4 protein-coding genes are annotated in these 19261 nt (G+C 62.9%); 1 reads left to right on the top strand and 3 read right to left on the bottom strand.

The annotated features are described in order from the left end of the window. Nucleotides 1-56 precede the first annotated feature (56 nt). From KSS95_RS03890 to KSS95_RS03880, 3 genes are read right to left on the bottom strand one after another with little or no spacing between them, the layout of a single operon-like run. On the bottom strand, nucleotides 57-1415 hold the full coding sequence (locus KSS95_RS03890) for an HlyD family type I secretion periplasmic adaptor subunit (RefSeq protein WP_177414250.1): 1359 nt from the start codon (nucleotides 1413-1415) through the stop codon (nucleotides 57-59). Between the two features lie 7 nt (nucleotides 1416-1422). Continuing rightward, the gene (locus KSS95_RS03885; RefSeq protein ID WP_217851823.1) at nucleotides 1423-3579 is read right to left on the bottom strand and encodes a type I secretion system permease/ATPase; all 2157 of its coding nucleotides are present in this window, start codon (nucleotides 3577-3579) and stop codon (nucleotides 1423-1425) included. Between the two features lie 43 nt (nucleotides 3580-3622). Beyond that, nucleotides 3623-4960, bottom strand: a complete 1338-nt coding sequence (locus KSS95_RS03880) for a TolC family outer membrane protein (RefSeq protein ID WP_217851821.1) — start codon at nucleotides 4958-4960, stop codon at nucleotides 3623-3625. Nucleotides 4961-5308: 348 nt separating this feature from the next. Here KSS95_RS03880 and KSS95_RS03875 point away from each other — a divergent pair, with 348 nt between their 5' ends. Further along, nucleotides 5309-19255 carry a retention module-containing protein gene (locus KSS95_RS03875; protein WP_217851819.1) on the top strand — a complete coding sequence of 4649 codons (13947 nt, stop codon included), beginning with the start codon at nucleotides 5309-5311 and terminating at the stop codon, nucleotides 19253-19255. The last annotated feature ends 6 nt before the right edge of the window (nucleotides 19256-19261 follow it).

Here is a 19261-nt window from a genome sequence, read left to right as displayed (position 1 = left end):
AAGCCGTAGGCGCCAGCTTGCTGGCGAAGCAGGCGACAGAGCAACGTGATCGCCAATCAGCGCTCGCGCAGCGCCTCGCTACGGGCCTTGATGATCGGCTTGAGCAGGTAACTCATGATGGTCTTCTTGCCGGTCATGATGTCCACCGTGGCAACCATCCCCGGGATGATCAGCAGCGGCTTCTCCTCAGTGCCCAGGTGGCTCTTCTCGGTGCGCAGCTTGATCACGTAGTAGGTGGTCTTCTTGTCTTCGTCGGTGATGGTGTCGGCACCGATCTGCTCAAGCTTGGCCTTGAGCCCGCCATAGATGGTGTAGTCGTAGGCGGTGAACTTGACCGTGGCTTCCTGGCCTGGGTGCAGGAAGGCGATGTCCTTGGGCAGGATCTTCGCCTCCACCACCAGGGTGTCGTCCAACGGCACGATCTCGATGATGTCGCTGCCCGGCTGGATCACCCCGCCGATGGTGTTGACCAGCAACTGCTTGACGATGCCGCGCACCGGCGAGGTAACCATGGTGCGGTGCACCCGGTCGTCCAGTGCCTTGCTGGTGGCGGTGGCCTTGTTCAACTCGGTCCGGGCTTCGTTGAGCTGGGTCAGCGCCTCGCTGCGGAACTTGCCGCGAGTCTCTTCGATCTTGCTCTGGACTTCCTTGATCGCCGCCTCGGCACGGGGAATGGCCAGGGCGGTGGAGTCCATCTGGCCACGGTTCTCGACCTCGGCGCGGCGCAGGCGCAGCACTTCGACCTGGGAAATCGCGCCCTGGGCCACCAGCGGTTCGGACATGGCGATTTCCTGGCGCAGTAGCTGCAGGCTGTTGGCGTACTGGGCACGCTTGGAGTTGAACTCGCGCAGCTCCTGCTGCTTCTGCACCAACTGCTGTTGCAGGCCACCGATCTCGTCCTGCAACTGCTGGCGTCGGCTCAGGTACAGCGACTGTTCGTTGGCCGCCTGGCTCGGCGCGGCCTTGCGCAGCTCCTCGTCGATCTGCAGCGGCTTGTCCTCGACCTCGGCGTTCAGGCGCTGTACGCGCAGGGCCATGGCCAGGCGCGAGGCCTCGGTCTCGTCGACGTTGGAGGCGAAGCGGGTTTCGTCCAGGCGCAGCAATGGCTGGCCGACTTCGACGACCTCCCCTTCCTTGGCGAAGATCTCGGCGACGATACCGCCCTCGAGGTTCTGGATTTTCTGCACCTTGGACGACGGGATCGCCTTGCCCTCGCCGCGCGTCACCTCGTCGATGGGCGCCACGCTGGCCCAGACGATCAGGAACAGGAAGAACGCGATCACGCCCCAGATGGTCAGGCGCACCACCCGTGGCGCGTCCTCGATCAGCGCCTTGTTGACCTCGGGCAGGGGCTGCCCGGCCAGCGATTCGGAGCCTTTGAAATAACGGCGCAGGCTGTCCTTGAAACGCCCCATATCCAGCTTATGCAACACTGATCTGCCCCTTCTTCAGCGCATCCATGACGGCGGCTTTCGGGCCATCCGCGACAATCTGTCCACGATCGATGACGATCAGCCGGTCCACCAGCGACAACAACGAGGCGCGGTGGGTGACCAGCAACACGGTCTTGCCTTCGACAACCGCCGCCAGGCGCTGCTTGAGGCGCTCCTCGCCGGTGTTGTCCATGGCGCTGGTGGGTTCGTCGAGCAGCAGGATCTGCGGGTTGAGCAACAGCGCCCGGCCCAGGGCAACGTTCTGCCGCTGGCCGCCGGAAAGGTTCTGGCCCCGTTCGCCGACCTGCAGTTCGTAGCCGTCGGGGTGCAGGCGAGCGAATTCGTGTACGCCGGCCAACTCCGCGGCCTGCAGGATCAGCTCATCCTCGATGTAGCGGGCACCGCTGACCAGGTTGTCCCGCAGGGTGCCGGCCAGCAGCTGGATGTCCTGGGGCACGTAGCCGATGTTGTGGCGCAGTTCGCTGACGTCGATCTGGCGAATGTCCACGCCATCGACCAGCAGCGAGCCGTTGTCCGGCTCGTACAAACCGACGATCAGCTTGGCCAGCGAACTCTTGCCCGAGCCGCTGCGGCCGATGATGCCGACCTTCTCGCCCGGGCGAATGCTCAGGTTGATGCCCTTGAGCGCCTGGTTCTGCTGGTTGGGGTAGGTGAACTCGACGCCGCGGAACTCGATGGCGCCCTGCAGCACCTGGCGGCTCAGCGGGCGTTCCTCGAAGTTGCGCTCCTGGGGCAGTTCCATCATCTGGTCGGTGGCGACCATGGTCACTTTGGCTTGCTGGTAGCGGGCCAGCAGGCCATTGAGCGAGCCCAATGGGCCGAGGGCGCGGCCGCTGAGCATGTAGCAGGCCACCAGGCCGCCCATGCTGAGGTTGCCGTCGATGATCAGGTACACGCCCACGCAGATCATCGCCACGCCGGCCAGTTGCTGGATCAACGCGGTGATGTTCATGGCCAGGCCCGACAGCACCTTGACCCGCAGTTCCAGGCGGCTGAGGGTGCCGAGGGTCTGCTCCCACATGTACTGGCGCTCACTCTCGGCGTTGTTGACCTTGACCGCGTCCAGCCCGGCGAGGGTTTCGATCAGGCTCGACTGGCGCTCGGAGGCCAGCGCCATGGTGCGCTCCATGGTCGACATCAGCGGCTTCTGCAAGGCATAGCCGATCCCCAGGGCCAATGGGAAGGCCAGGATCGGGATCCACACCAGGTGCCCGCCGATGATGGCGATGACCATCAGGATCAGCAAGGTGAACGGCAAGTCGATCAGGCTGGTCAGGGTCAGCGAGGCGAGGAAGTCGCGCAGGCCCTGGAACTCATGGATGTTCTGGGCGAAGCTGCCGACCCGCGCCGGGCGATACTTCATGGCCATGCCGACGATGCGCTCGAACAGCGTCGCCGAGATGATCAGGTCGGTCTTCTTGCCGGCCAGGTCCAGGCAGAGGCTGCGCAGCCCCTTGAGAATCAGGTCGAAGACGTAGGCGCCGGCGATGCCGACCGCCAGCACCCACAGGGTCGAGGTGGCCTGGTTGGGCACCACGCGGTCGTACACGTTCATCACGAACAGCGGCGCGGCCAGGGCGATCAGGTTGATCACCAGGCTGGCGGCGATGGCATCGATGTACAGCCACTTGCTGCGCAGCAGGGTGTCACGGAACCATGAGCGCGCCCGTGGAATCAGGTTGCCGTGGTTGACGTCGAACTTGTGCTGCGGCTGGGCGAAGAACACCTTGCCGCTGTAGTCGCCCTGCAAGGCTTCGCGGGTCACCAGCACCTCGCCGCCGTCGCTTTCGCTGAGCAGCAGGCGCGCGGTGTCGTCGTTCTCCCAGCCCAGCAGGACGGCGCAGCGGCCTTCCTTGAGCAGCAGCATGGCCGGCATGGCGATGCTCGGGATCTGCTCCAGCTTGCGCTGCAGCAACCGCCCCTGCAGCCCGGCGCGAGCGGCGGCACGGGGCAGCAGCTCGGCGGTCAGGCGTTGGGAGGGCAAGGGTAGCCCGGTGGTCAGCATGGCCCGGCTGGCGGGCTTCTGATGCAGGACACACAGGGTCAGCAGACTGTCCAGCAGCGGGTCGTCATGCTGACTGCGTGGATCGTGGCTGAGTTGGACTCGACTGACTTCGGATTCCACGCGGCGCTCTCTTCATCCTTGCGGGGTTGGTTCAAGGCGCCTTTCAGTTCATGCCTGGCAGGTTCACCTTGGGTTTCAGGTCGTTCTGCACAACGGCGGCCATCGGGGCTACGACACCCTGGCTCTTGAGCAGTTGGCCAATGGTCGCCTTGATTCGGTACTGAGTAAACATTTGCGTGTTCTTCACCTCTACCAGACGACGCTGGGCGGTGAAGGTTTCATTCTCGCTGTCGAGCAGGTCGAGCAGGGTTCGCTCGCCCAGGCTGAACTGCTGCTGGTAGGCACTGCGCACGCGGTTGCTGTGATCGACGTACTGCTGGGCGATCGGCACCTGGGCGTTGGCGTTGTCCAGAGCATTCCATGCCAAGCCTAACTCCTCATTGAGCTGGCGCAAGGCGTTGTTGCGAATATCCAGGGCCTGGTTGGCCAGGTACGACTTCGACTCGAGGTCGGCCTTGTTGCTGCCACCGGCGTACAGGTTGAAGTTCATGCGCAGCATGGCCTGCCACTCGTTGTTGTGGCCGACGGCGCCGTCGAGGTTGTTGTCGGCGGTGCGGCCGAGCTCGGCGTCGAAGCGCGGGTAGAAAGTGGACTTGGCCGCGTCGTACTGCTTTTCGGCGGCGGCGATGTCCGACTCGGCCGAACGCAGTATCGGGCTGAACTCGATCAGTTGGTGACGCGCTTCGTCGAGGGTTGCCGGCAGCAGGTCGACAAACGGCGCAGGCGTGCTTAACTCGTCCGGCATTTGCCCGACGACGCTGAGGTAGTTGGTGTTGGCGTCGGCCAGGTTGGTCTGCTCGGTGATCAGGTTGTTGCGCGCCTGGGCCTGGCGGGCTTCGGCCTGGTCGAGGTCGGCCATGCGCCCGACCCCGCGGCTGGTGCGCAGCTTGATCTGGTCGAGGATGCGGTCGTGGTTGCGCAGGTTGTCTTCGGCCAGGCGCACCATCTCGCGACGGGCCAGCACATCCAGGTAGACCTGGGCGACGGTCAGCGCGGTGCGCTCGGAGGTGCCCAGCAGCGAATAGGCCCGGGCATTGACGGTGGCTTGTTGACGCCCGACCTCGCTGGAGGTGGCAAAACCGTCAAAAACCATTTGCCGCAGACGAATGGCTGACTCGCCACGGTTGAGCGTCTCCCAGCGATTGCGGGTGCTGGGGCTGTCGGTGCCTTCCCGACCGTAACCGGCTGTCACATCGACCCGCGGCAAATAGCCGCCCTGGGCGGCGCGCAACTGGTAATCCGCAGCCGTGCGGGCGTTCACCCCGGCCTGGATTTCCGGGTGCACCTCGAGGGCTTTTTGCATGGCTTCGGGCAAGGATTGTGCTTGAACGAATGTGGCGGCGAGAGCGAAAGGAAGAGCGGTGAACAGTGACGCACGCATGTTTGCTGGTTCCCGAGAGAGCTGTTGTCCTAAATCACAGCCGAAGCTGTCCCTGCCTTGGAAAATGGCAAGCCCTGATCCTGTGGGTAGGAAACTTCCGAATAGGCAGTGCGATTAATACGAAAGAGAGAGCTGTGGCTGGCCAAATATCAATGTGACATTACCTCGACGATTGTTTAGGATGGCAGCCAGAAGGTCAATAGTTTGGCATAAACTTAATAGCCAGAAATTATAGACGTAAAATTGACGCAAATCAGCGTCAAAAACATTATTGAAACATTCCATCAGTCGCCGCCTCACGCGCGAGCAGGCATGGAAGCCAACTGAACGGGTAGTCCGGAGAGTCCAATGAGCACTGTTGTTGCCATCGTCAAAAGCATTGTTGGCCAAGTCATCGCAGTTTCCCCAGAAGGCATCCGGCGCGTTCTCATCGAAGGCGACCGCCTGTTCGCCGGCGAGCAGGTAGACACCGGCGCCGGCGGCGCGGTGTCCCTGGAGCTGGCCGACGGCCGCGTGCTCGACCTGGGCCGCGACACCCAGTGGAGTGCCGACAGCCCCGACAGCAGCACCGACCTGAGCCAGGCCAGCGCCCAGGCGGCGCCTTCGGTCGAGGAGCTGCAGCAGGCCATCGCCGCTGGCGTCGACCCCACCACCGAACTGGAAGCCACCGCCGCGGGCCCATCCGCTGCGGGTGGCGGTGCGGCGGGTGGCGGCCACAGCTTCGTGATGCTGCAGGAGACCGCCGGCGCGGTCGACCCGAGCATTGGCTTCCCGACCGGTCCGATCGGCTTCGGCAACGGCCAGGGCAGCGAAGAAGTGGGCGCCCTGGACGCCAACGGCGCCAATACCACCAGCAACGCCCCCAATGTCACCGGCCTGACCCTGAACGCCACCCCCACGATCACCGAGGCGGGTGGCGTGATCGTCTATACCGCCACCGTCGGCCAGCCGCCGCTGAGCAACCTGACCGTCACCTTGTCCAACGGCGCGGTGATCGTCATTCCGGCGGGCCAGACCACGGGTAGCGTGAACGTCACCATTGCCCCGAACGACACGCCCTATATCGACGGCGGCCAGATTTCCGCCAGCATCACCGGCACCACGGGCGGCAACGGCCTGGTCATCACGCCGAACACCACCCCGGCAGTGACCCAGATCACCGACACCATCGACACCACCACCGCCACCCTGACCGCGACCCCGAGCGTCACCGAAGGCGGCGTGATTACCTACACCGTGACCCTGACCAACCCGGCGCAAACCCCGGTGACCGTCACCCTGTCCAATGGCCAGACGGTTACCATCGAAGCCGGCAAGTCGTCGGGCAGTGTCGATTTCCAGACCCCGCCCAACGATGTCTACAACAATGGCAGCACCGTCAGCACCACGATTACGGGGGCAACGGGCGGTAACTTCGAGAATCTGGTGGCGAACCCGACGCCAGCGCAAACCGTCATCAGCGACTCGGTAGACACCACCAGCGCCACCCTGACCGCCACCCCGAGCGTCACTGAAGGCGGCGTGATCACCTACACCGTGACCCTGAGCAACCCTGCCCAGACCGAGGTGACCGTCACCCTGTCCAACGGCCAGACCGTCACCGTCAAGGCCGGCGAAAGCACCGGCAGTGTCGAGTTCCAGACCCCGGCCAACGACGTGTTCGTCAATGGCAGCACCGTCAGCACCAGCATCACAGGGGCCACTGGCGGCAATTTCGAAAGCCTGGTGCCAAACCAGACACCGGTGCAGACCCAGATCACCGACAGTATCGACACCGTGGGCGTCACCATCGCCAGCAACGGCGATGTCACCGAAGCCCAGCAGCCGACCTTTACCGTTTCGGTCAGCCAGAAACTGGATCACGACCTGACCGTGACCCTGAGCAACGGCGACAAGGTGGTCATCGCTGCCGGCCAGACCGAGGCGACCTACACTCTGCCGGCCCAGGGCGACGATGTGTTCAAGGACGCAAGCTCGGTGTCGCTCGGCGTGACCGATGCCAGTGTTGCGGGCAAGACCTTCGAGAACCTCGAGCTCGGTGGCAAGGCCACCGTGCAGATCACCGACACCATCAGCGAAGTCGTGGCTACCTTGTCTGCCGACAAGACCACCGTCAGCGAAGGTGGCCAGATCACCTACACCGTCACCCTGACCAACGGCCAAGGCTTGTCGGTCACTGGCCACAACGGCCTGACCTTCACCCTGACCGATGGCACCAAAGTGACCATTCCAGCGGGCAGCGCCACGGGCACCATCACCATCAACGCACCAGACGACGTATTCGTCGGCGGCCAGCCTTCGATCGTGAACAAGCTGGAAGGCGTGACCGGCGCTGACAACTTCGAGAAGCTGACCCTCGGCAAAGACGAAGTCAAAACCGAAGTCACCGACGAGCCAGGTACCGGTACTCCGGGCACCGGCAACGAAGGTGACAAAGTGACGGTCACCATCGTCAGCAAAGGCGATGTCACCGAAGACCAGCAACCCGCCTTCACCGTCAAAGTCAGCCAGAAACTGGACCATGACCTGACCGTCACTTTGTCCAATGGCGACAAGGTGGTGATCCCGGCCGGCCAGACCGAAGCCGAGTACAAGGCCAAGGCGCAAGGCGATGACGTCTTCAAAGACGGCGATACCCTCACCGTCGGTATCACCGATGCTGCCGTGGACGGCAAGACCTTCGAGAATCTGGAACTGGGCGGCGACGCCAGCGTGCAGATCACTGACACCATCAGCGAAGTCGTGGCCACACTGTCCGCAGACAAGACCACAGTGTCTGAAGGCGGCCAGATCACCTACACCGTGACCCTGACCAACGGCCAGGGCTTGTCGGTGACCGGCCACAACGGCCTGGTCTTCACCCTCACCGATGGCACCAAGGTCACTATCCCAGCGGGCAGCGCCACGGGCACCATCACCATCAATGCCCAGGACGACGTATTCGTCGGCGGCCAGCCGACCATCGTCAACAAGCTGGAAGGCGTGACCGGTGCGGACAACTTCGAGAAGCTGACCCTCGGCAAAGACGAGGTCAAAACCGACGTCACTGACGAACCCGGCACCGGCACTCCAGGTACCGGTAACGAGGGCGACAAGGTCACCGTCACCATCGTCAGCAAAGGTGATGTCACCGAAGACCAACAGCCGGCCTTCACCGTCAAAGTCAGCCAGAAGCTGGACCACGACTTGACCGTCACGCTGTCCAATGGCGACAAGGTGGTAATCCCGGCCGGCCAGACCGAAGCCGAGTACAAGACCAAGGCGCAAGGCGATGACGTCTTCAAAGACGGCGATACCCTCACCGTCGGCATCATCGATGCTGCCGTGGACGGCAAGACCTTCGAAAACCTGGAGCTCGGCGGCGACGCCAGCGTGCAGATCACCGACACTATCAGTGAAGTGGTCGCGACTCTGTCGGCGGACAAAACCACAGTGTCTGAAGGTGGCCAGATCACCTACACCGTCACCCTGACCAACGGCCAGGGCCTGTCGGTCACTGGCCACAATGGCCTGACCTTCACCCTGACCGATGGCACCAAAGTGACCATTCCGGCAGGCAGCGCCACCGGCACCATTACCATCAATGCCCCGGACGACGTGTTCGTCGGCGGCCAGCCGACCATCGTCAACAAACTGGAAGGCGTGACCGGTGCGGACAACTTCGAGAAGCTGACCCTCGGCAAAGAGGAAGTGAAGACCGAAGTCACCGACGAACCCGGTACCGGTACTCCGGGCACTGGCAACGAGGGCGACAAAGTCACCGTGACCATCGTCAGCAAGGGCGACGTGACCGAAGACCAGCAACCCGCCTTCACCGTCAAAGTCAGCCAGAAACTGGACCATGACCTGACTGTCACCCTGTCCAATGGTGACAAGGTGGTAATCCCAGCCGGTCAGACCGAAGCTGAGTACAAAACCAAAGCCCAGGGCGATGACGTCTTCAAGGACGGCGACACCCTGACTGTCGGCATCACCGATGCTGCCGTGGACGGCAAGACCTTCGAGAATCTGGAACTGGGCGGCGACGCCAGCGTGCAGATCACCGACACCATCAGCGAAGTGGTCGCGACGCTCAGCGCCGACAAGACCACCGTCAGCGAAGGTGGCCAGATCACCTACACCGTGACCCTGACCAACGGCCAGGGCCTGTCGGTCACTGGCCACAATGGCCTGACCTTCACCCTGACCGATGGCACCAAAGTGACCATTCCAGCGGGCAGCGCCACGGGCACCATCACCATCAACGCACCAGACGACGTGTTCGTCGGCGGCCAGCCGACCATCGTCAACAAACTGGAAGGCGTGACCGGTGCGGACAACTTCGAGAAGCTGACCCTCGGCAAAGACCAAGTGAAGACCGACGTCACCGACGAACCCGGTACCGGTACTCCGGGCACCGGCAACGAAGGCGACAAGGTCACCGTGACCATCGTCAGCAAGGGCGACGTGACCGAAGACCAGCAGCCTGCCTTCACCGTCAAAGTCAGCCAAAAACTGGACCACGACTTGACCGTCACGCTGTCCAATGGTGACAAGGTGGTGATCCCGGCTGGCCAGACCGAAGCCGAGTACAAGGCCAAGGCCCAGGGTGACGACGTCTTCAAAGACGGCGACACCCTGACTGTCGGCATTACCGATGCCGCCGTCGACGGCAAGACCTTCGAGAACCTCGAGCTCGGTGGCAAGGCCACCGTGCAGATCACCGACACCATCAGCGAAGTCGTGGCTACCTTGTCTGCCGACAAGACCACCGTCAGCGAAGGCGGCCAGATCACCTACACCGTGACCCTGACCAACGGCCAAGGCCTGTCGGTGACCGGCCACAACGGCCTGACCTTCACCCTGACCGATGGCACCAAAGTGACCATTCCGGCAGGCAGCGCCACCGGTACCATCACCATCAACGCGCCAGACGACGTGTTCGTCGGCGGCCAGCCAACCATCGTCAACAAGCTGGAAGGCGTAACCGGTGCGGATAACTTCGAGAAGCTGACCCTCGGCAAAGACGAAGTCAAAACCGAAGTCACCGACGAGCCAGGTACCGGTACTCCGGGCACCGGCAACGAAGGCGACAAGGTCACCGTGACCATCGTCAGCAAAGGTGATGTCACCGAAGACCAACAGCCTGCCTTCACCGTCAAAGTCAGCCAGAAGCTGGATCACGACCTGACTGTCACTCTGTCCAATGGTGACAAGGTGGTGATCCCTGCTGGTCAGACCGAAGCTGAGTACAAGACCAAAGCCCAGGGCGATGACGTCTTCAAGGACGGCGATACCCTCACCATCGGCATCACCGATGCTGCCGTGGACGGCAAGACCTTCGAGAATCTGGAACTGGGCGGCGATGCCAGCGTGCAGATCACCGACACCATCAGCGAAGTCGTGGCTACCTTGTCTGCCGACAAGACCACCGTCAGCGAAGGCGGCCAGATCACCTACACCGTCACCCTGACCAACGGCCAAGGCCTGTCGGTCACTGGCCACAATGGCCTGACCTTCACCCTGAGCGATGGCACCAAAGTGACCATCCCGGCAGGCAGCGCCACCGGCACCATCACCATCAACGCCCCGGATGACGTGTTCGTCGGCGGCCAGCCGACCATCGTCAACAAACTGGAAGGCGTGACCGGTGCGGACAACTTCGAGAAGCTGACCCTCGGCAAAGAGGAAGTGAAGACCGAAGTCACCGACGAACCCGGTACCGGTACTCCGGGCACTGGCAACGAGGGCGACAAAGTCACCGTGACCATCGTCAGCAAGGGCGACGTGACCGAAGACCAGCAACCCGCCTTCACCGTCAAAGTCAGCCAGAAACTGGACCATGACCTGACTGTCACCCTGTCCAATGGTGACAAGGTGGTAATCCCAGCCGGTCAGACCGAAGCTGAGTACAAAACCAAAGCCCAGGGCGATGACGTCTTCAAGGACGGCGACACCCTGACTGTCGGCATCACCGATGCTGCCGTGGACGGCAAGACCTTCGAGAATCTGGAACTGGGCGGCGACGCCAGCGTGCAGATCACCGACACCATCAGCGAAGTGGTCGCGACGCTCAGCGCCGACAAGACCACCGTCAGCGAAGGTGGCCAGATCACCTACACCGTGACCCTGACCAACGGCCAAGGCCTGTCGGTGACCGGCCACAACGGCCTGACCTTCACCCTCACCGATGGCACCAAGGTCACCATCCCGGCCGGCAGCGCCAGCGGCACCATCACCATCAACGCCCCGGATGACGTGTTCGTCGGCGGCCAGCCTTCGATCGTGAACAAACTCGAGGGTGTAACTGGTGCAGACAACTTCGAGAAGCTGACCCTCGGCAAGGACGAAGTGAAGACCGACGTCACCGACGAACCCGGTACCGGTACTCCGGGCACCGGCAACGAGGGCGACAAGGTCACCGTGACCATCGTCAGCAAAGGCGATGTCACCGAAGACCAACAGCCGGCCTTCACCGTCAAAGTCAGCCAGAAACTGGATCACGACCTGACCGTCACTTTGTCCAATGGCGACAAGGTGGTAATCCCGGCTGGCCAGACCGAAGCCGAGTACAAGGCCAAGGCACAAGGCGACGACGTCTTCAAGGACGGTGACACCCTCACCGTTGGCATCACCGATGCTGCCGTGGACGGCAAGACCTTCGAGAACCTGGAGCTCGGCGGCGACGCCAGCGTGCAGATCACCGACACCATCAGCGAAGTGGTCGCGACTCTGTCGGCGGACAAAACCACAGTGTCTGAAGGTGGCCAGATCACCTACACCGTCACCCTGACCAACGGCCAAGGCCTGTCGGTCACTGGCCACAATGGCCTGACCTTCACCCTGAGCGATGGCACCAAAGTGACCATCCCGGCAGGCAGCGCCACCGGCACCATCACCATCAACGCCCCGGATGACGTGTTCGTCGGCGGCCAGCCGACCATCGTCAACAAACTGGAAGGCGTGACCGGTGCGGACAACTTCGAGAAGCTGACCCTCGGCAAGGACGAAGTGAAGACCGACGTCACCGACGAACCCGGTACCGGTACTCCGGGCACTGGCAACGAGGGCGACAAAGTCACCGTGACCATCGTCAGCAAGGGCGACGTGACCGAAGACCAGCAACCCGCCTTCACCGTCAAAGTCAGCCAGAAACTGGACCATGACCTGACTGTCACCCTGTCCAATGGTGACAAGGTGGTAATCCCAGCCGGTCAGACCGAAGCTGAGTACAAAACCAAAGCCCAGGGCGATGACGTCTTCAAGGACGGCGACACCCTGACTGTCGGCATCACCGATGCTGCCGTGGACGGCAAGACCTTCGAGAATCTGGAACTGGGCGGCGATGCCACCGTGCAGATCACCGACACCATCAGCGAAGTCGTGGCTACCTTGTCTGCCGACAAGACCACCGTCAGCGAAGGCGGCCAGATCACCTACACCGTGACCCTGACCAACGGCCAAGGCCTGTCGGTGACCGGCCATAATGGCCTGACCTTTACCCTGACCGATGGCACCAAAGTGACCATCCCAGCAGGCAGCGCCACCGGCACCATCACCATCAACGCCCCGGATGACGTGTTCGTCGGCGGCCAGCCTTCGATCGTCAACAAGCTGGAAGGCGTGACCGGCGCTGACAACTTCGAGAAACTGACCCTCGGCAAAGACGAAGTCAAAACCGAAGTCACTGACGAACCCGGCACCGGCACTCCAGGTACTGGCAACGAAGGCGACAAGGTCACCGTCACCATCGTCAGCAAGGGCGACGTGACCGAAGACCAGCAACCCGCCTTCACCGTCAAAGTCAGCCAGAAGCTGGACCACGACTTGACCGTCACGCTGTCCAATGGCGACAAGGTGGTGATCCCGGCTGGCCAGACCGAAGCCGAGTACAAGGCCAAGGCGCAGGGCGATGACGTCTTCAAGGACGGCGACACCCTGACTGTCGGCATTGCCGATGCCGCCGTCGATGGCAAGACCTTCGAGAACCTGGAGCTCGGCGGCGATGCCAGCGTGCAGATCACCGACACCATCAGTGAAGTGGTCGCGACCCTCAGCGCCGACAAGACCACCGTCAGCGAAGGCGGCCAGATCACCTACACCGTGACCCTGACCAACGGCCAAGGCCTGTCGGTCACTGGCCACAACGGCCTGACCTTCACCCTGAGCGACGGCACCAAGGTCACCATCCCGGCGGGCAGCGCCAGCGGTACTGCCATCATCACCGCCCCGGACGATGTGTTCATCGGCGGCCAGGCCACCATCAGCAACAAGCTGACCAGCGTCACCGGTGCCGACAACTTCGAGAAGCTGACCCTCGGCAAAGAGGAAGTGAAGACCGAAGTCACCGACGAACCCGGTACCGGTACTCCGGGCACTGGCAACGAGGGCGACAAAGTCACCGTGACCATCGTCAGCAAGGGCGACGTGACCGAAGACCAGCAACCCGCCTTCACCGTCAAAGTCAGCCAGAAACTGGACCATGACCTGACTGTCACCCTGTCCAATGGTGACAAGGTGGTGATCCCGGCTGGCCAGACCGAAGCCGAGTACAAGGCCAAGGCGCAGGGCGATGACGTCTTCAAGGACGGCGACACCCTGACTGTCGGCATCACCGATGCCGCCGTCGATGGCAAGACCTTCGAGAATCTGGAACTGGGCGGCAACGCCAGTGTGCAGATCACCGACACCATCAGCGAAGTGGTCGCGACCCTCAGCGCCGATAAAACCACCGTCAGCGAAGGCGGCCAGATCACTTACACCGTCACCCTGACCAACGGCCAAGGCCTGTCGGTGACCGGCCACAACGGCCTGACCTTCACCCTGACCGATGGCACCAAAGTGACCATTCCGGCAGGCAGCGCCACCGGCACCATTACCATCAATGCCCCGGACGATGTGTTCATCGGCGGCCAGCCGACCATCGTCAACAAGTTGGAAGGCGTGACCGGCGCGGACAACTTCGAGAAACTCACCCTCGGCAAAGAGCAAGTCAAAACCGAAGTCACCGACGAACCCGGCACCGGTACCCCAGGCACCGACAACCAGGGCGACAAGGTCTCGGTCACCATCGTCAGCAACGGCAATGTCACCGAGGACCAGCAGCCAAGCTTCACCGTCAAGGTCAGCCAGAAACTGGCCCAGGACCTGACCGTGACCCTGGACAACGGCGACAAGGTAGTGATCAAGGCCGGCCAGACCGAAGCCGAGTACAAGACCAAGGCCCAGGGCGACGATGTGTTCAAGGACCCAGGTTCGGTCTCGGTCGGCATCAGCGATGCCACCGTCACCGGCAAGACCTTCGAGAACCTCGAGCTCGGCGGCAAGGCCACCGTGCAGATCACCGATACCGTCAGTGAAGTCGTGGCCACCCTGAGCGCCGACAAGGCCACCGTCAGCGAAGGCGGCCAGATCACCTACACCGTGACCCTGACCAACGGCCAGGGCCTGGCGGTGACCGGCCACAATGGCCTGACCTTCACCCTGTCCGATGGCACCAAGGTGTCCATTCCGGCCGGCAGCGCCAGTGGCTCCTTCACCATCACCGCCCCGGACGATGTGTTCATCGGCGGCCAGGCCACCATCAGCAACAAGCTGACTGGTGTCACCGGTGCCGACAACTTCGAGAAACTGACCCTCGGCAAGGACGAGGTGAAGACTGGCGTCACCGACGAGCCGGGCTCGGGCACCCCAGGCACCGGCAACCAGGGCGACAAGGTCTCGGTCACCATCGTCGGCAACGGCGACGTGAACGAAGCCGAGCAAGCCTCGTTCACCGTCAAGGTCAGCCAGAAGCTCGACCAGGACCTGACCGTCACCTTGAGCAATGGCGACAAGGTGGTGATCAAGGCCGGCCAGACCGAAACCGAATACAAGGCCAAGGCCCAGGGCGATGACGTGTTCAAGGACGGCGGCCCGCTGACCGTCGGCATCAGCGATGCCAGCGTGGTCGGCAAGACCTTCGAGAACCTCGAGCTCGGTGGCGCGGCCACCGTGCAGATCACCGATACCGTCAGTGAAGTGGTCGCGACCCTCAGCGCCGACAAGACCACCGTCAGCGAAGGCGGCCAGATCACCTACACCGTCACCTTGAGCAACGGCCAAGGCCTGTCGGTGACCGGCCACAATGGCCTGACCTTCACCCTCACCGATGGCACCAAGGTCACCATCCCGGCCGGCAGCGCCAGCGGCACCATCACCGTCAACGCGCCGGACGATGTGTTCATCGGTGGCCAGCCGACCATCAGCAACAAGCTGACCGGCGTCACCGGCGCCGACAACTTCGAAAAACTGACCCTGGGTCAGAACGAAGTGAAGACCACCGTCACCGACGAACCGGGCTCGGGCACCCCAGGCACCGGCAACCAGGGCGACAAGGTCTCGGTCACCATCGTCAGCAACGGCAATGTCACCGAAGACCAGCAGCCAAGCTTCACCGTCAAGGTCAGCCAGAAACTGGCCCAGGACCTGACCGTGACCCTGGACAACGGCGACAAGGTGGTGATCAAGGCCGGCCAGACCGAAGCCGAGTACAAGACCAAGGCCCAGGGCGACGACGTGTTCAAGGACCCAGGTTCGGTCTCGGTCGGCATCAGCGATGCCAGCGTCGCCGGCAAGACCTTCGAGAACCTCGAGCTCGGCGGCAAGGCCACCGTGCAGATCACCGATACCGTCAGTGAAGTGGTCGCGACCCTGTCGGCGGACAAGACCACCGTCAGCGAAGGCGGCCAGATCACCTACACCGTGACCCTGAGCAACGCCCAGGGCCTGTCGGTCACCGGCCACAATGGCCTGACCTTCACCCTCACCGATGGCACCAAGGTGACCATCCCGGCCGGCAGCGCCAGCGGCACCTTCACCATTACCGCCAAGGACGACCCGTACCTCGGTGGCCAGCCGAACATCGTCAACAAGATCGAGTCGGTCAGCGGCGGCGACAACTTCGAGAAGCTGAGCCTGGGCAGCAACACCGTCACCACCACCGTCACCGACGAACCGGCCGGCCAGGGCGACCTGACCACCGTCGGCATCAGCGGCGACACCTCGGTGGTCGAAGGCGATACCGCCCACTACAACCTGACCCTGAGCAACCCGTCGAAGTCCGAGGTGACCATCACCCTGACCTACAGCGGCACCGCCACCGACGGCCAGGACTTCACCGGTGTGGTCACCGTGAAGATCCCGGCTGGCAGCAGCGGCACCAGCTTCGACATCAAGACCATCGACGACAAGCTGGTCGAAGGCTCGGAGAACTTCACGGTCAAGATCAGCGGCGCCAGCGGCGGCGGCTTCGAGAACCTGCAGGTCGACGCCGGCAAGGCCAGCGTCACCACCACCATCATCGACAACGACCACGCCCCGGTCGCGACCGGCGGCGCGGTGACCGGCACCGAAGACACCGACTACGTATTCCAGTGGGGTGACTTCAACGTCAGCGACGCCGATGGCAATACCGGCCTGGCCGTGACCATCAGCAAGCTGCCGGACCTGGGCAGCCTGAAGTTCTTCAACGGCACCTCGTGGGTCGATGTGTCGCTGAACCAGACCGTCAGCCAGGCTGACATCGCCGCCGGCAAGCTGAAGTTCGTGCCGCTGGCCAACCAGTCGGGTATCGACGGCTATGGCGGTAGCGGCGTGGGCAACAAGCAGGCCGACTACGCGCAGCTCAAGTACAAGCCCAACGACGGCACCAACCTGGGCAACGAAGCGACCCTGAAGGTCGATATCCGCCCGGTCGCCGACAAGCCCGACCTGAACATCGCCAGCAACGATGTCAACTCGATCGGCCTGGTCCGGGAAACCTGGAACAACCTCACCGGCCTGGGCAGCAATGGCAACGGCATCTCCGGCGATACGCTGAAGAACGTGTTCGCCAACTCCGGCAGTGCCAGCAAGACCGAGACGGTCAGCGGCGTCGACTCGAGCAGCAACGTCACCCCAGGCAGCGGCTCGAAGACCTCCGGCCTGATCTACCTGGAAGCCGGCAAGACCTACGCCTTCACCGGCACCGCCGATGACAGCCTGCAGATCGTCATCGGCGGCAAGAACGTCGCCAGCGGCATCTGGGGCTCGGCCAGCGGCGCGATCTCCGGCAGCTTCACCCCGACCACCAGCGGTTACTACACCCTGGAGATCTACAACGCCAACCAGGCCGGCCCCGGCAGCCTGGACGTCAACATCCGGGTCAACAATGGCGCGGCCATGGACCTGAACAGCTCGAACATCCCGATGTACCCGAGCGTCAACGACCTGAGCAACGCCGGCGTAAGCGTGTCCGACCTGCACGGCAGCAACGGCCAGGGCTACTACGACGGCTACAAGCTCAACGAAGGCAGCGAGAACGGCGCGCCGGTCAAGCTGGTGGGTATCAGCACCAACCTGACCGACACCGATGGCTCCGAGAGCCTGAGCGTCAAGCTCGGCGGTATCCCGGCAGGCTCGGTGCTGTCCGATGGCGCCGGCCACACCGTCACCGTCGGCAAGGACGCGGTGGACGTCACCGGCTGGAACCTGGGCAGCCTGACCATCAAGCCACCGGCGTACTACCACGGTCAGTTCGACGTGAAGGTCACCTCGACCTCCAGCGAAAGCGTTGGCGGCAGCACCGCCACCAGCGAAGGCACGATCAAGGTCAACGTCTACCCGCAGAGCTACAACACCAGCAACCTGTCGTCCGACAACGACAGCGTCGTCGGCACCGATGGCAACGACATCGTCGTCTCGGACGTCGCCGGGCTGCACGTGGTGCCGGGCCAGAACTACAACCTGGCGTTCATCGTCGACACCTCTGGCAGCATGGGCTCGTCGGGCGTGGACGCGGCGCGCAAGTCGCTGGAGTCGGTGTTCAAGACCCTGGCGGCGAGCGTCAAGGGCGATGCCTCCGGGACGGTCAACATCCTCCTGGTGGACTTCGCCACCCAGGTCAAGAGCAACGTCTCGGTGACCCTGAACGATGCAGGCCTGCAGCAGTTGCTCAACGCACTGAACAACCTGCGGGCCGACGGCGGCACCAACTACGAAGACGCGTTCAAGACCACCGCCAACTGGTTCCAGAACCTCAAGGACGGCGGCAGCACCGGCAGCAACCAGACGTTCTTCATCACCGATGGCAAGCCGACCTACCATCAGACCAACGAGAACCCCAACCCGACCCTGGGTACCTCGGGCATCACCCTGGATACCTTCCTGGCGTCGATCAACTACAAGCCGGGCATGGCGTTCAACGGCTACATCGACAGCAGCAGCACCAACTACGTCAGCATCGACAATGCCGGCAACCTGCAGGTGCAGTACTACCGCAATGGCTGGAAGTATGGTGTCTCCGGCGAGCTGCACGCCGAAGGCAACGGCACCTATGAACTGTCGTCGCGTGGCGGCCTGGGCTACGACACCACCAATGCCACCCAGAGCAACTCGCTGGACAGCTTCAAGCTGCTCTCGGGGCTGTCCACCGTCGAAGCCATCGGCCTCAACAACGGTGTCAACGCCAACGACCTGAAGCCGTTCGACTCCGATGGCAAGCCACAGACCAACATCGACCCGAGCAAGCTGGCCGAGGCGATCCTCGGCCACACCGAAGTCACCAACCCAGGCAACGACACGGTCAATGGTGGCGACGGCAACGACATCATCTTCGGCGACCTGATGACCTTCAACGGCATCGCCGGAACTGGCGTCGAGGCGATCCAGGCCTATGTCGCCGGCAAGATTGGCGTCGACACTGGGGATGTGGATGGTCGGGCGATGCACAAGTACATCACCGAGCACTACAGCGAGTTCGATATCTCGCGCAGCAACGATGGCGCCGACACCCTGCTCGGTGGCAATGGCAACGACATCATCTTCGGCCAGGGTGGCAACGACTACATCGACGGCGGCAAGGGCAACGACATCCTGCTCGGCGGCGCCGGCAACGACACCCTGCTCGGCGGTGAAGGCAATGACATCCTCATCGGCGGCAAGGGCGACGACATCCTCATCGGCGGTAGCGGTGCCGACACCTTCGTGTGGAAGGCCGGCGACCTGGGCAAGGACGTGATCAAGGACTTCAACGTCAAGGAAGGCGACCGCCTCGACCTGAGCGACCTGCTCCAGGGCGAGAAGGCCAGCACCATCGACAACTTCCTGAAGATCACCACGGTCGGCGGCGAGTCGACCCTGCAGGTCAGCACCGAAGGCAAGCTCAACGCCGCCGGTGGCCTGGCCAACGCCGACGTGACCATCAAGCTCGAGGGGGTGAACTGGTCGAACACCACGATCAATTCGTTGATCAGCGGTGCCGACCCGACCATCAAGATCGACAACTCCAATAGCTGATGCTGC

The sequence above is a fragment of the Pseudomonas muyukensis genome (genome assembly GCF_019139535.1).
GTDB lineage: Bacteria > Pseudomonadota > Gammaproteobacteria > Pseudomonadales > Pseudomonadaceae > Aquipseudomonas > Aquipseudomonas muyukensis.
Note: the sequence above shows the minus strand (reverse complement) of the source record. Positions and strands in the feature narration are given on the sequence as shown.

Excerpts from the sequence above, each read along its gene's own strand:
- KSS95_RS03890 (WP_177414250.1), bottom strand. The coding sequence starts at position 1,415 with ATGGGGCGTTTCAAGGACAGCCTGCGCCGTTATTTCAAAGGCTCCGAA.
- KSS95_RS03880 (WP_217851821.1), bottom strand. The coding sequence starts at position 4,960 with ATGCGTGCGTCACTGTTCACCGCTCTTCCTTTCGCTCTCGCCGCCACA.
- KSS95_RS03875 (WP_217851819.1), top strand. The coding sequence starts at position 5,309 with ATGAGCACTGTTGTTGCCATCGTCAAAAGCATTGTTGGCCAAGTCATC.